The following is a 12478-nucleotide window of genomic DNA, read 5'->3' on the forward strand; positions in this document are numbered from 1 at the left end:
TCCACTACACGTCCAGATTCGCCACCTTCAGCGCGTTGGTCTGGATGAATTCGCGCCTCGGTTCGACCACGTCGCCCATCAGGGTGGAGAACACCTCCTCGGCGTCGTCGGCGTGGTTGACGCGGACCTGCAGCAGCGAGCGGGCGGCGGGGTCGAGGGTGGTTTCCCACAGCTGTTCCGGGTTCATCTCGCCCAGGCCCTTGTAGCGCTGGAAGTTGATGCCCTTCTTGCCCTGGTCCATGACCGCCGACAGCAGCGCCACCGGGCCGCTGATCGGGACTTCGCGGTCCTTGACCAGCAGGGTGGCGGCGTCGGCGAACACTTCGCGCAGGGATGCCGCCTGCTCCATCAGGCGGCGCGCCTCCTGCGACCGCACGATGGCGGAATTCACCGCGTGGGTCTCGGACACGCCCCGCAAGGTCCGGCGGAACAGCCAGCCGTCGCCTTCCACCCATTCGCCCTGCCAGCCGCGCTCGATCACCGCCTCCAGCGCGTCCAGCCGGGTCGCCACGGCGGCGGCCATGGCGGTGCCGGCGGCAGCGTCGGTCAGCAGGGCGGGGTTCAGCGCCCCGGCGATGGCCACCTGCTCGACGATGCGCATGGGCACCCGGCGCGACAGCGGCCCCAGCAGGCCGCGCACCCCGCGCGCCTGCTCGGTCAGGGCGCGCAATTCGGCGCCGCCGACCTGGGCGCCGCCCTTGCCGTCCTTGGCGCCCAGGCGCAGCACGGCGTCGGACAGGCCGCCGTCGATCAGGTATTCCTCCAGCGCCCGCTCGTCCTTGAGATAGACCTCGGACTGCCCGCGTTTGGCGCGGTAGAGCGGCGGCTGGGCGATGTAGAGATAGCCCCTCTCGATGATCTCGGGCATCTGGCGGAAGAAGAACGTCAGCAGCAGGGTGCGGATGTGGCTGCCATCGACGTCGGCGTCGGTCATGATGATGATCTTGTGGTAGCGGGCCTTGGCGATGTTGAAGCCCGCCGGGTCGGAATCGCCTTCGCTGGGGCGCCCGATGCCGGTGCCCAGGGCGGCGATCAGGGTGCCGATCTCGGCCGAGGACAGCATCTTGTCGAAGCGGGCGCGCTCGACGTTGAGGATCTTGCCCTTCAGCGGCAGGATCGCCTGGTTGGCGCGGTTGCGCCCCTGTTTGGCCGAGCCGCCGGCCGAATCGCCCTCGACGATGAACAGTTCCGACAGCGCCGGGTCGCGCTCCTGGCAGTCGGCCAGCTTGCCCGGCAGGGTGGCCATGTCGAGGCCGCTGGGCCGGCGCACCAGCTCGCGCGCCTTGCGCGCCGCCTCGCGGGCGGCGGCTGCCTCGACCACCTTGCCGACGATCTTGCGGGCCTCTTGCGGATGCTCCTCGAACCATTCGGACAGCTTGTCGGCGACGATCGCCTCGACCAGCGGACGCACCTCGGACGACACCAGCTTCTCCTTGGCCTGGCTGGAGAACTTGGGGTCGGGCATCTTGACCGACAGCACGCAGGTCAGGCCCTCGCGCATGTCCTCGCCGGACAGCGCCATCTTCTCCTTCTTGGCGATGCCCGATTCATTGGCGTACTTGTTGACGGTGCGGGTCAGCGCCGCCCGGAAGCCGGCCAGGTGGGTGCCGCCGTCCTTCTGCGGCACGTTGTTGGTGAAGCACAGGCAGGTCTCGTGGTAGCTGTCGGTCCATTCCATCGACAGCTCGACCCGCACCACCTCGCGTTCGGCCGCCACCAGGATGGGGGCATGCAGCGCTTCCTTCGAGCGGTCCAGCCACTGCACGAAGGCCTGGACGCCGCCGTCGTAGTGCAGCAGCGCCTCGCGGATCTCGGGATGGCGCTCGTCGCGCAGCGTCAGGGTGGCGCGGCTGTTGAGGAAGGCCAGCTCGCGCAGGCGGTGCTCGACGGTGGCGAAGTCGAAATCGGTGTGCGAGAAGGTGCCCTTGGAGGGCAGGAACATCACCTCGGTGCCGGTGCGGTCGCCGCACGCGCCGACCACCGCCAGGGGGGATTCCGGCTCGCCCATGCGGAAGCGCATGAAGTGTTCCTTGCCCTGGCGCCAGATGCGCAGCTCCAGCCATTCGGACAGGGCATTGACCACCGAGATGCCGACCCCGTGCAGGCCCGACGAGATGCGGTTGGAATTCTGGTCGAACTTGCCGCCGGCATGCAGCTTGGTCAGCGCCACCTCGGCCGCCGAGACGCCTTCCTCGGGATGGATGTCGACCGGGATGCCGCGCCCGTTGTCGGACACCCGGATCGAGCCGTCGGCGTTCAGCACCACCTCGCAGCGGTCGCCATAGCCGTTCATGATTTCGTCGACGGCGTTGTCCACCGCTTCGTAGATCATGCGGTGCAGGCCCGAGCCGTCGTCGGTGTCGCCGATATACATGCCGGGACGCTTGCGCACCGCCTCCAGGCCGCGCAGCACCTGGATGGATCCGGCGCCGTATTCCTCGGCCGCTTCGGGGGTCTGGGTCATGGGCTCGGTCATGGTCTCTTAAACCTTCCTGTCATTGCCCACAGATGAACACAGATAAACACGGATAGAAAAACACTCGTCGATTATCTGTGTTTATCGGTGTTCATCTGTGGGCAAAAAATCATTCTTAACTACCGTCGCACTCTCGACGCGGAAATACTGGGCCCTCTCGCCGAAGCTTTCGAACGTGCGTTCGTCGGTTCCGGTCATCCAGCTCTGGGCGTTGAGGCCCGAGAGCACGTCGTACAAGGCGGCGCGCCGGGTGGCGTCCAGGTGCGCCGCCACCTCGTCCAGCAGCAGCAGCGGCGCCAGGCCGGACAGGGCCGTGCGCACGCGGGCCTGGGCCAGGACGATGGACACCAGCACCGCCTTCTGCTCGCCGGTCGAGCATTGCCCGGCCGGCAAATCCCTGCCCGCATGCCGCACCGCCAGATCGGTGCGATGCGGGCCGATGGTGGCCGCCCCCGCCGCCTCGTCTCGCGCGCGCGCGCGAAACAGGGCGGCCCTCAGGCGGTCCTCGGCCGCGGCGGCACCGCCTTCGGCGGTCCAGCCCTCGACCTCGCCGGCCAGGGCCAGCCGGGCCGCCGGGAACGGCCCCACCGCTTCGGCGCAGGCCGCATCCAGGCGCGCCACCGCGGCGTTGCGGGCCGCCGCCATGGTCGCCCCGTGGCGGGCCATGGCGTCCTCCAGCGCCGTCAGCCAGGCGGCGTCGCCGCCTCCCGCCTTCAGCAGCCGCGTGCGTTCCCGCATGGCGTGCTCGTAGGCGGCGGCGGCGGCGGCGTGGCCGTGGTCCTGGCCGAACACCAGGCGATCCAGGAAGCGCCGCCGCCCCCCGGCCCCCTCGGTGAACAGGCGGTCCATGGCCGGGGTCAGCCACAGTGCCGAAGCGATGCCGTCCAGCTCGCGGGCCTTGGCGGGGCTACCGCCGATGCGGACCGTTCGCCGTTCCGAACCGGGTTCGCGCCCGGTGCCGATCTCCACCGGCCCGCCGGGGCCGTCCAGGACCGCCGCCACCGCCCACGGCGCGCCATCCTGGGCCTCGCGTCGCGCCACCTCGGACAGGGTCGCCCGCCGCATGCCGCGGCCCGGGGTCAGGAAGGACAGCGCCTCCAGCAGGTTGGTCTTGCCGGCGCCGTTGGCCCCGGTCAGCACCACCGGCCGCGGATCGGCCTCCAGGCGCAGGAACGGATAGCAGCGGAAATCGGTCAGCGTGAGGCGCCGCACCGCCAGCCGGCGCGACGCGTCCTGGGCGTCCTCCGGGTCCGTGGTCACACCCGCATCGGCATCAGCACGTAGATGGCGCTGGCATCGGCCAGGTCGCGCACCACCGTCGGGCTGGCGGCGTCGGCCATGGCGAAGCGGGCGGTGTCGCCCTCCACCTGGGACAGGATGTCGAGCAGATAGCGCGAGTTGAAGCCGATCTCCAGCGGCGTGGCCTCGAACTGGGCCTCGATCTCCTCGACCGCGCTGCCGCTTTCGGGGCTGGAGGCGGACAGGGTGACGGTGCCCTTCTCGAGGGCCAGCTTGATGGCCCGGCTCTTTTCGGTCGAGATGGCCGAGACGCGGTCCACCGCCTTGGCGAAGCTTTCCACGTCGACGTCCAGGATCTTGTCGTTGTCGGCGGGGATCACCCGCTCGTAATCGGGGAAGGTTCCGTCGATCAGCTTCGAGGTCAGCACCGCGTCGCCGAAGGCGAAGCGCAGCTTGGTCTCGGACAGCGACACGGTGATCTCGGCCTCGGTCTCGTCGATCAGCTTGCGGATCTCGTTGACCGCCTTCCTGGGCACGATCACGCCGGGCAGGCCGGCGGCCCCCTCGGGCAGGGTGATCTCGACCCGGGCCAGGCGGTGGCCGTCGGTGGCGGCGGCGCGCAGCACGTCGCCGTTGGGGCCGGCGGCGCCGTGCAGGTAGATGCCGTTCAGGTAATAACGGGTCTCTTCCGTCGAGATGGCGAAGCGGGTGCGGTCGATCAGGGTCTTCAGCTCGGCCGCCGACAGCACGAAGGTGTGCGGCAGCTCGCCGCCCGACAGGACGGGGAAGTCCTCGACCGGCAGGCAGGCCAGCGAGAACTTGGAACGGCCCGAGCGCAGCGTCAGCTGGCCGTCCTCGGCCTGGTATTCCAGCTCGACCTGGCTGCCCTCGGGCAGCTTGCGCACGATCTCGTAGAAGGTGTGGGCGGGGGCGGTGGTGGCGCCCGGGCGCGCCACGTCTGCGGCGACCGTCTCGACGATGTCGAGGTCCATGTCGGTGGCGTTCAACGACAGCGAGCCGGGCCGGCCTTCGAGCTTGACGTTGGACAGGATCGGGATGGTGTTGCGGCGTTCGACGACGCTCTGCACATGGGCCAGCGACTTCAGCAGCTGGGCGCGCTCGATGGTCAGCTTCATGGCGTTGTGGACGATCCGGTTCTTGATGCCTGCTCCCCCCCTTGCGGCAGGGTCCGCCAGTATATCACAGGCGCCGGGGCCTCAAAGCGGATTCGGGGTGATGATCACATGCCCGCGCGCCCGGGGGTCATCCCTGCAGCATGCGCCGCAGCAGTTCCACGTCCTCGGAGAAGTTGTGGTCGGAATCCCTCAGCTCCTCGACCTTCTTCACCGCATGCATGACGGTGGTGTGGTCGCGGCCGCCGAACTTGCGCCCGATCTCGGGCAGGCTGCGGCTGGTCAGCTGCTTGGCCAGGTACATGGCGACCTGGCGCGGCCGGGCGACCTGGCGCGAGCGCCGCGCCGAGGACATCTCCGAGAGCTTGATGTTGAAATGCTCGGCCACCCGCTTCTGGATCTCCTCGATGGTGATCCGGCGGTCCGAGGCCCGCAGCAGGTCGTGCAGCACCTCCTGGGTGGTTTCCAGGGTGATGGCGCGGCCCACCAGCTGGGAATGGGCGACCACGCGGTTCAGCGCCCCTTCCAGTTCGCGGACGTTGCTGGAAATCTTGTGGGCGAGGAATTCCATCACCTTCTGCGGCACCACCACGCCCATCTGCTCGGCCTTCGAGTGCAGAATCCCCAGGCGCAGTTCGTAGGTGGTGGCGTGGATGTCGGCGACCAGGCCGGAATTGAGGCGCGACTTCAGCCGCTCCTCCATGCCCTCCAGGTCCGACGGCGACTTGTCGGCCGAGATCACGATCTGGCGGCCCTGGTCGACCAGGGCGTTGAAGGTGTGGAAGAACTCCTCCTGGGTCGCGTCCTTGCCGGCGATGAACTGGACGTCGTCGACCATCAGCACGTCGACGGAGCGGAACTGCTCCTTGAACGACATGGTGTCCTGGCTGCGCAGCGCCCGGATGAAGCGGTACATGAACTTCTCGGCCGACAGGTACAGCACCCGGCGCTCGGGGTTGTGCTCGCGGATGTGCCAGGCGATGGCGTGCATCAGGTGGGTCTTGCCCAGGCCGACGCCGCCGTACAGGAACAGCGGGTTGAACGACACCGCCCGGGCCTCGGCGACGCGCTGGGCGGCGGCCTGGGCGAATTCGTTGGGCTTGCCGACGATGAAGTTGCGGAAGGTGTAGCGCGGGTCGAGCTGCGCCCCCAGGTCGTCGGTGTCGGGCTGGGGCATGGGGATGACCTTGGCCGGCGCGGCGCATTGCGGCGCCGGAGCCGGCGCAGAACCGGGGGCCGGGGCGAGGGCGGTAGCCGACCGGGTCCCCTCGACCACCACCTCGACGGCGCGGATGGCGGGATTTTCGGCACCCCACAGGCTGCGGATGCGTTCGGCGTAGTGGGTGGCCACCCAGTCGCGCATGAAGCGGGTGGGCAGGCCGAGGCGCACCGAGCCGTCGTTCACCCCCTGGCAGGTGATGGGGCGCAGCCAGGAACGGTAGGCGGCGTCGCCGACTTCGTCGCGCAGGCGCCCCACGATGCGATCCCACTCGGAATTGGTCATTTCAAGCCCCCGAAGTCTGCTCTCAAGCCACCTGACGCACAGCGAAGTCTTGGCGTCGGAGACGACTCTTGAGCCGGACCCGGCTCCACCGAACAGACGACATTCCCCCCTCCATATCGGGCAGGCCTTCGCGGACCGGCGCGATGCCGCATCCGCGGCCGGTGCGGCCGCCACCAGCGGACCGTTCCGACCGTTCAGGAATACCCCTCTGACCTAAGCAAGTAAACCAGAATCAGAAAACGAATACCAAAGCATGACAAAAGATATGGGTGCGCGACAAATATAAGTTTGAAGCTTTTAGAATAACTCGAATACTTCCGTAAAATTGCTTGCAATTTTCTTCAATGGTGCCGGGAGGGATCGGACTCTAGCGGCGCCCTCCGTTACTGACAACAGGACCGGATCGGGAACGAATGAAATTTTTCGCTTGCATTCCGGCTCTGCCGGGAATCCCGCCGGACTCGCAAAAACAAGGGGGCCGCGCCAGTGGCGCGGCCCCCTCGGAACGCGGAGATGTCCGCCGGTCAGGCCAGCGGCTTCATGTCCTTCACGCGGGCGACCAGGCGGGCCACCTTGCGCGAAGCGGTGTTCTTGTGCAGCACGCCGGCCTGGGCGCCCTTCATCAGCTCGGGCTCGGCGGCCATCAGGGCGGAACGGGCTTCCTCGGTATTGCCGCCGGCGATGGCGAGCTCGACCTTCTTGACGAAGGTGCGGATGCGGCTGACGCGGGCGCGGTTGACTTCGGTGCGGCGCTCGGTCTGGCGGATGCGCTTCTTAGCCGACTTATGATGGGCCATGGATCAAAACCTGTGGGCAAGGGTTCGTCGCAAAATCGAAGGCGCGTTTATAGTTGCGCCGCTCCGGGGCGTCAAGCGGGAATCGACCCGGGCGCCGGATCGCGCTACAAGGTGGGGGTCCGCCGCCGCTTCGCAACCCGCAAGGTCCCGCCATGATCGAGGACGATTCCCCCGGCCTGCCGCTCGACATCCCCGAGCCGGCACGGGCGGCGCTCACCCTGGCCGCCGGCCTGTGGCACGACGAGGCCGCCGCCGCCGCCCATGTGGAGGCCGCTGTCGCCGCCGCGCCCGAGGCGCTGGCGGCGCGCATCGGCGCCTACAAGTTCCATTTCTACCGCCACCGCTATGACGAGGCCGTCGAGCAGGCCCGCGCGGTGCTGGCCCTGGCCGCCCGCCGCCTGCAGCTGCCGCCCGACTGGGCCGAGGTGCGCCCCAATGATGCCGGCTTCGGCCGCATCGAGCCGTGGCCGCGCCTGTACCTGCAGGCGCTGGTGGGGCTGGGCTATTGCCTGGCCCGCCAGGGCCTGACCGCCGATGGCCGCGCCGTGCTGGCCAAGGCGGCCGAACTCGATGTTTCGGGCAAGTTCGGCGCCGCCCGCCTGGTGGCGGTGATCGACCGCGGCGGCCTCGACGACGAGGATGACGGGTGAGCGCCCACCTGGCCTACGCGCTGGCCTGGGCCGCCTTCGCCCTCGGCCATTCCGGCCTCGCCTTGCCGGCGGTGAAGCGCAGGCTGCGCCCGTGGCTGGGGCGGCGCTACCGTCTTGCATACAATATCGTCGCGGTGCTGCAGGTGGCGCTGGTGATGGCGGTGGGGGGCTTCGCCCTGGGCGACCGCCCGGCCTTCGCGCTGCCGGGCTGGCTGGCGGCGGGCATGGGCGTGGTTCACCTGGTCGGCTGGGGGCTGCTGCTGTGGGCGGCCCGATTCTATGACCTCGGCCGGCTGGGCGGCCTGGCCCAGCTGAGGGGCGAGAGCGAGGACGAAGGCCTGCGGCTGGACGGTCCCCACGCCTATGTCCGCCACCCGCTCTACGCCGCCGGCTTCCTCATCCTGTGGGGCGGCGCCTTCAATCCGCTGGGGCTGGCGACGGCGGTGTGGGGCAGCCTGTACCTGCTCCTCGGCACCTGGGCCGAGGAACGCAAGCTGGTCGCCCTGTACGGCGGCGCCTACCTGGACTACCGGGCGCGGGTGCCGGCGCTGCTGCCGTGGCGCGGCCGGGTGCCGCCGCCGGGGTGACGGCGCCGGTGGGGTGACAGCGCCGTTGGGGCCGATTATGCTTCGCCCATGGTAGCCGCGACGATCCGCCTGATGCCCCACCACGATGCCAACTGGCGCGCCCGCCTGGAGGAGGCACGCACCCGCCAGGCCGAGCTGCTGGCCCGCGAGGGCATGCTGACCGCCGCCGAGCAGGATGAGCTGCTGGCCCTGCGCGAGGCGGTGGACCGCGCCTTCAACGCCCGCTTCCGCACCACCGCCGAATACCGCGACTTCTATTTCGCCCAGGCGCGCGAGCTGCTGGAGGCCGAGGGCATCGACATGCCGCTGCCGCAGGTCGCCGACGACGCCACCGTCGAGGAGATCGACCGCGTCCTCGGCATGGTCTGGCAGGCGGTCGAGGTCACCAATTCCGAGACGTTTTAGATTGCCCTCGCCGGGCCCCGAGCTGCGAGGCGAAACGCGGCCGCCGCCCCCCTTTTTTTCGGTTCATCACGGATTGGCGGGGAGTAGGTCCGAAAGCGCCACCCGTCGTTCCCGCGCAGGCGGGAACCCAGGAGTCGCGGACACGGTGTCGGTGCACCCCTGGGTCCCCGCCTGCGCGGGGACGACGTCCATTATGGTTTAGGACTCCCCGCCAGTCCGTGAAGAACCATTTTTTCGTCAAGCCCGGCGATGACGGCGGGGGCCGCCCGCCTACCGGTACAGCCCGATATAGACGATGACGCCGCGGGCGGGGACGTGCTTGACGAAGGTCTGCTTGGGCTGGATGCGGTTGGTGGCGGGGTTCAGCCAGTGGTACTCGACCCAGCCCTCGCCCTTGTCCAGCGCGGTGGCGACGATCTCGCGCACCAGCAGCTTGCCGTTGGCATCCTTGACGTTCAGCACCGACTTGCCGGCGTTCCGGGGGTGGGGCGGATAGATCAGCCAGGTGCCGTTGGTGTCGATGACGTTGACGTAGATCTCGCCGTGCTTGAACTCGCCATCGGCCAGGAAGGCCTCGCGCGCCGCGTCGAGGCCCTGGGCCTCGACCAGGGCGGCGGCCTTCAGGGTCAGCGCCCGTACGCCGCCCGGGTTGGGCGGCTCGGCGGCGGCGGCGGGATGGCCGGCCCACAAGGCGACGGCCAGGATCAGGATGCGCAGGACGGCGTTCATTACGGACCTCACGACAGGCCAAGCTCGGCCAGGGTGGCGGCAAGACGGTCGCGCGACACCGGCTTGGACAGGACGGCGTCGAAGCCGATATCGAGCAGGGCGCGAACCTGCTCCGGCATGGCGTGGGCGGTGTAGGCCACCACCTTCATCCCGTCCCCGCCCAGCCCCTCGGCGCGGATGCGGGCGCACACCTCCTCGCCGCTCATCACCGGCATGCTGACGTCCAGCAGGATCAGCGCGAAGGGGCCGGCCGCCAGCGCCGCCAGCGCGGCTTCGCCGGATTCGGCCTCGGCCATCTCCCAGCCCGCCTTGCCCAGCAGACGGCAGGCGAGGACGCGGTTGACATCGTTGTCGTCGACCACCAATGCCCGTTTCACCCCTTCTCCTCCTGTGCTGCGATGGGCAGGACCACCTCGAACACGGTGCCTTCGCCCACCGTCGAGCGCACGCCGATGCGTCCGTGCATCAGCTGCACCAGGTTGCGCGCCAGGGTCAGGCCCAGGCCGGTACCGCCGTGGGAGCGGGTCAGGAAGGCGTCGCCCTGGTGGAACTTCTCGAAGATCGCGTCCTGCATCTCGGGCGGTATGCCGGGGCCGGTATCGGCGACGGTGAAGACGATGCCCTGCTCGCCGACGGCGACCTCCAGCCCGACCTTGCCCTGGGTGGTGAACTTGACGGCGTTGTTCAGCAGATTGTGCAGCACCTGGCGCAGCCGCAGCGGGTCGGTGGCGATGGTGGCGGGCAGATCCCCGGCCAGCACCGCCTCGAAGCCGATGCCCTTGGCCGCCGCCACCGGCTGGTGCACCGCCGCCACCTCGGTGACCAGCGGTGCCAGCGGCGTCTCGACGGCGTTGAGCGCCATCGCCCCGGCCTCGATCTTGGCGATGTCGAGGATCGAGTTGACCAACTCCAGCAGGTGCCGGCTCGACCGCTCGATGATGTCGGCGTTCTCGCGGGTCTCGTCGTCGCCGGCCTCGTCGCGGATCAGCTCGGAAAAGCCGATGATGCCGTTCAGCGGGGTGCGCAGCTCGTGGCTCATGTTGGCCAGGAACTCGCTCTTCATGCGGCTGGCTTCCTCGGCCCGGTGCTTGGCGTCCTGCAGGGTGACGATGGACTCCTGCACGCTGTCGGCCATGGCGTTGAAGGACTGGGCCAGGTTGGCCATCTCGTCCTGGCCGTGGACCGGCAGGCGGTGGGACAGGTCGCCCTGCTGGAAATGGCGGATGCCGTGGACCATGGCGGTGATGCGGCGGGTCAGGAACGAGGCCATCCAGATGGCGATGCCGACCACGATGACGGTCATCACCAGGGTCGAGCCGGTGAGCTGGCGGGCCATGTCGGCCACCTGGGTCGAGATCAGCGCCATGACGCTGTCCAGATTGGCCTGCAGTTCCAGGTCGCGCTGGGCCACCACCGCGTCGGTCTCGGCCTTGGCCTTGGTGGCGGCGGCATGGAAGTCATCGACATTGGCGCCGATGGTGACGAAGCCGAAGCCGCGCGGCGACTTGGCGTAGGGGCCGGTGTAATAGGGGATGGTGGCGGCGGTGGTCAGCTTCCACAGCCCGCTCCAGAAGATCTCGAACGAGCCCGAGCCGCCCTGGCTGGTCAGGTTCATCCAGCCGATGCATTGCGGCGCGTGGTTGAGGTAGCGGCAATCCAGCCCGAGATTGCCCGACTTCACCAGCTCGACCGCGCCCTTCTTCTTCAGCGACTGCTCATGGAAGGTCGGCGCGGTGGCGATGAATTCGGCATAGGGCTTGCCGCTGTCCTTCCACTGGGCGTGCAGGTCGGCATCCAGCCACGGCACCGCCGGGTCGCCGGTCTGGGGATCGTAGCCGGTGATGAAGTAGTGGCGCGGATGGACCACCGAGCGGCCCTTGTAGTCCCAGATGAAGGCGTAATTGCCCGATGCGGCGTCCGGAATCGGCGAATAGCGGTCGCCGGTGGGCAGGATGTGGTCGGTGAACTCCATCAGGTGGTCGTGGTCGAGGGCCAGCGTCACCCAGCCGGTCACCTTGCCGCTCTCGACCACCGGGGTGGCCCAGCGCACCAGGCCCTGGAAGCGACGGCCCACCGGGTTCTCGGTGCCGGCGAAGGCGGCCTGCTCGGGCTCGAAGGCGATGGCCTTCGCTTGCGCCGCCTTCGGCGTGTAGGGGCCGATGACGCGGCTGGGGACATAGGCGCCGATGACGTCGGAAACGTGGATCTCGCCCGGCTTCAGCGCCTTCAGGGCGGCGTAGTAGGTCTCGGCCCTGACGAAGGTGTTCTCGCGCCGCGACACGTCGCGCAATTCGGGCGCCATCAGCGGCGAGGTGGTGACCTTCACCTTCTCGCGCCCGTCCAGGCCGATGAAGGTCATCTCCAGGAACAGCGGCTTCTCGAAGGTGAGGCCGACATCCTCGGGCGGGCGGTAGTTGAAGTTCTTGCGGTTGTCCTCGACCGAGGGCTCGACCGCCGGCAGGTCGTAGCGCGGCGTCGCCTCGGGCCCCGGCACCCACTTGGCGCCGTCGGGCGTCAGCACCCACGGATGGTGGCGTTCCACCGCGCGGGTACGCTCGGCCAGGAACTGGCGGTAGGCCTCGGCCGAGGGCGCCACCCGCGCCGCCGAGCGCACGTCCTTGTCGCGGTCGTACAGGAATTGCGCCACGGTGCGGGCGGTGTCGGTGGTCAGCCGCTCGAGCGCCTCGCGCGCCGAATCGTCCAGCGCCTTGATGGCCGACTGGGTGGTGGTGTTGGCGACCAGGTCGATGGTGTCGCGCATGTTGCGGGTCATGCCGACCACGCTTTCCGACACCCGTGCCGCCAGCCATTGCTGCCCCTGCCAGGCGAACAGCGCCAGCACCAGCAGCGGGATGACCTTGATCACCACGAAGATGAGAATGAGCTTGGCACGAATGCCGAAGCCGCGAAGGAACCCCATGCCCGACCCCGTCGCCTATCCGAACAGCCTATACCATA

At 69.0% G+C, this 12478-nt stretch carries 11 protein-coding genes; 3 read left to right on the forward strand and 8 right to left on the reverse strand.

Features of this window, described 5'->3' with window-relative positions; translation table 11 throughout:
- Positions 1 to 4: 4 nt before the first annotated feature.
- The 5 genes from gyrB to rpsT all read right to left on the reverse strand — a co-directional run bounded on the left by gyrB (position 5) and on the right by rpsT (position 7149).
- On the reverse strand, positions 5 to 2476 hold the full coding sequence (gyrB, locus tag MTBUT4_RS00095; protein ID WP_254434674.1) for a DNA topoisomerase (ATP-hydrolyzing) subunit B: 2472 nt from the start codon (positions 2474 to 2476) through the stop codon (positions 5 to 7).
- A gap of 81 nt (positions 2477 to 2557) precedes the next feature.
- Complete coding sequence (gene recF, locus MTBUT4_RS00100; RefSeq protein WP_173977626.1) at positions 2558 to 3736, reverse strand: DNA replication/repair protein RecF; 1179 nt, start codon at positions 3734 to 3736, stop codon at positions 2558 to 2560.
- A complete protein-coding gene (gene dnaN / locus MTBUT4_RS00105) occupies positions 3733 to 4851 on the reverse strand; it encodes a DNA polymerase III subunit beta (RefSeq protein ID WP_173977627.1) in 1119 nt (372 codons plus the stop codon). The genes recF and dnaN overlap by 4 nt, the downstream gene beginning before the upstream one ends.
- A gap of 127 nt (positions 4852 to 4978) precedes the next feature.
- A complete protein-coding gene (gene dnaA / locus MTBUT4_RS00110) occupies positions 4979 to 6352 on the reverse strand; it encodes a chromosomal replication initiator protein DnaA (protein ID WP_173977628.1) in 1374 nt (457 codons plus the stop codon).
- Between the two features lie 524 nt (positions 6353 to 6876).
- On the reverse strand, positions 6877 to 7149 hold the full coding sequence (rpsT, locus tag MTBUT4_RS00115) for a 30S ribosomal protein S20 (protein WP_173977629.1): 273 nt from the start codon (positions 7147 to 7149) through the stop codon (positions 6877 to 6879).
- Positions 7150 to 7301: 152 nt separating this feature from the next.
- On the opposite strand from rpsT, the gene MTBUT4_RS00120 reads away from it, so the two are divergent.
- From MTBUT4_RS00120 to MTBUT4_RS00130, 3 genes are read left to right on the forward strand one after another with little or no spacing between them, the layout of a single operon-like run.
- Complete coding sequence (locus tag MTBUT4_RS00120; RefSeq protein WP_173977630.1) at positions 7302 to 7799, forward strand: hypothetical protein; 498 nt, start codon at positions 7302 to 7304, stop codon at positions 7797 to 7799.
- The gene (locus tag MTBUT4_RS00125) at positions 7796 to 8386 is read left to right on the forward strand and encodes an isoprenylcysteine carboxylmethyltransferase family protein (RefSeq protein WP_173977631.1); all 591 of its coding nucleotides are present in this window, start codon (positions 7796 to 7798) and stop codon (positions 8384 to 8386) included. Before MTBUT4_RS00120 ends, MTBUT4_RS00125 begins: the two co-directional genes overlap by 4 nt.
- A gap of 48 nt (positions 8387 to 8434) precedes the next feature.
- Positions 8435 to 8791, forward strand: a complete 357-nt coding sequence (locus MTBUT4_RS00130; protein ID WP_173977632.1) for a hypothetical protein — start codon at positions 8435 to 8437, stop codon at positions 8789 to 8791.
- 270 nt (positions 8792 to 9061) lie between these two features.
- Here the strand turns inward: MTBUT4_RS00130 and MTBUT4_RS00135 are convergent, their stop codons facing one another.
- The 3 genes from MTBUT4_RS00135 to MTBUT4_RS00145 are packed head-to-tail and all read right to left on the reverse strand — an operon-like array spanning position 9062 to position 12440.
- Positions 9062 to 9520 (reverse strand): cache domain-containing protein, encoded by a 459-nt coding sequence (locus MTBUT4_RS00135; RefSeq protein WP_173977633.1) that lies wholly within the window; start codon positions 9518 to 9520, stop codon positions 9062 to 9064.
- 8 nt (positions 9521 to 9528) lie between these two features.
- Entirely contained in the window at positions 9529 to 9897 is a 369-nt protein-coding gene (locus MTBUT4_RS00140) for a response regulator (RefSeq protein WP_173977634.1), read from the reverse strand.
- Entirely contained in the window at positions 9894 to 12440 is a 2547-nt protein-coding gene (locus MTBUT4_RS00145; RefSeq protein ID WP_173977635.1) for a HAMP domain-containing sensor histidine kinase, read from the reverse strand. Before MTBUT4_RS00145 ends, MTBUT4_RS00140 begins: the two co-directional genes overlap by 4 nt.
- Between the last annotated feature and the right edge of the window lie 38 nt (positions 12441 to 12478).

This window comes from Magnetospirillum sp. UT-4 (assembly GCF_902729435.1).
Classification (GTDB): domain Bacteria; phylum Pseudomonadota; class Alphaproteobacteria; order Rhodospirillales; family Magnetospirillaceae; genus Magnetospirillum.

What these genes read in the sequence shown, in the direction of transcription:
- gyrB (WP_254434674.1), bottom strand. Translation starts at nt 2,476, where the DNA reads ATGACCGAGCCCATGACCCAGACCCCCGAAGCGGCCGAGGAATACGGC.
- dnaN (WP_173977627.1), bottom strand. Translation starts at nt 4,851, where the DNA reads ATGAAGCTGACCATCGAGCGCGCCCAGCTGCTGAAGTCGCTGGCCCAT.
- dnaA (WP_173977628.1), bottom strand. Translation starts at nt 6,352, where the DNA reads ATGACCAATTCCGAGTGGGATCGCATCGTGGGGCGCCTGCGCGACGAA.
- rpsT (WP_173977629.1), bottom strand. Translation starts at nt 7,149, where the DNA reads ATGGCCCATCATAAGTCGGCTAAGAAGCGCATCCGCCAGACCGAGCGC.
- MTBUT4_RS00120 (WP_173977630.1), top strand. Translation starts at nt 7,302, where the DNA reads ATGATCGAGGACGATTCCCCCGGCCTGCCGCTCGACATCCCCGAGCCG.
- MTBUT4_RS00130 (WP_173977632.1), top strand. Translation starts at nt 8,435, where the DNA reads ATGGTAGCCGCGACGATCCGCCTGATGCCCCACCACGATGCCAACTGG.
- MTBUT4_RS00135 (WP_173977633.1), bottom strand. Translation starts at nt 9,520, where the DNA reads ATGAACGCCGTCCTGCGCATCCTGATCCTGGCCGTCGCCTTGTGGGCC.
- MTBUT4_RS00145 (WP_173977635.1), bottom strand. Translation starts at nt 12,440, where the DNA reads ATGGGGTTCCTTCGCGGCTTCGGCATTCGTGCCAAGCTCATTCTCATC.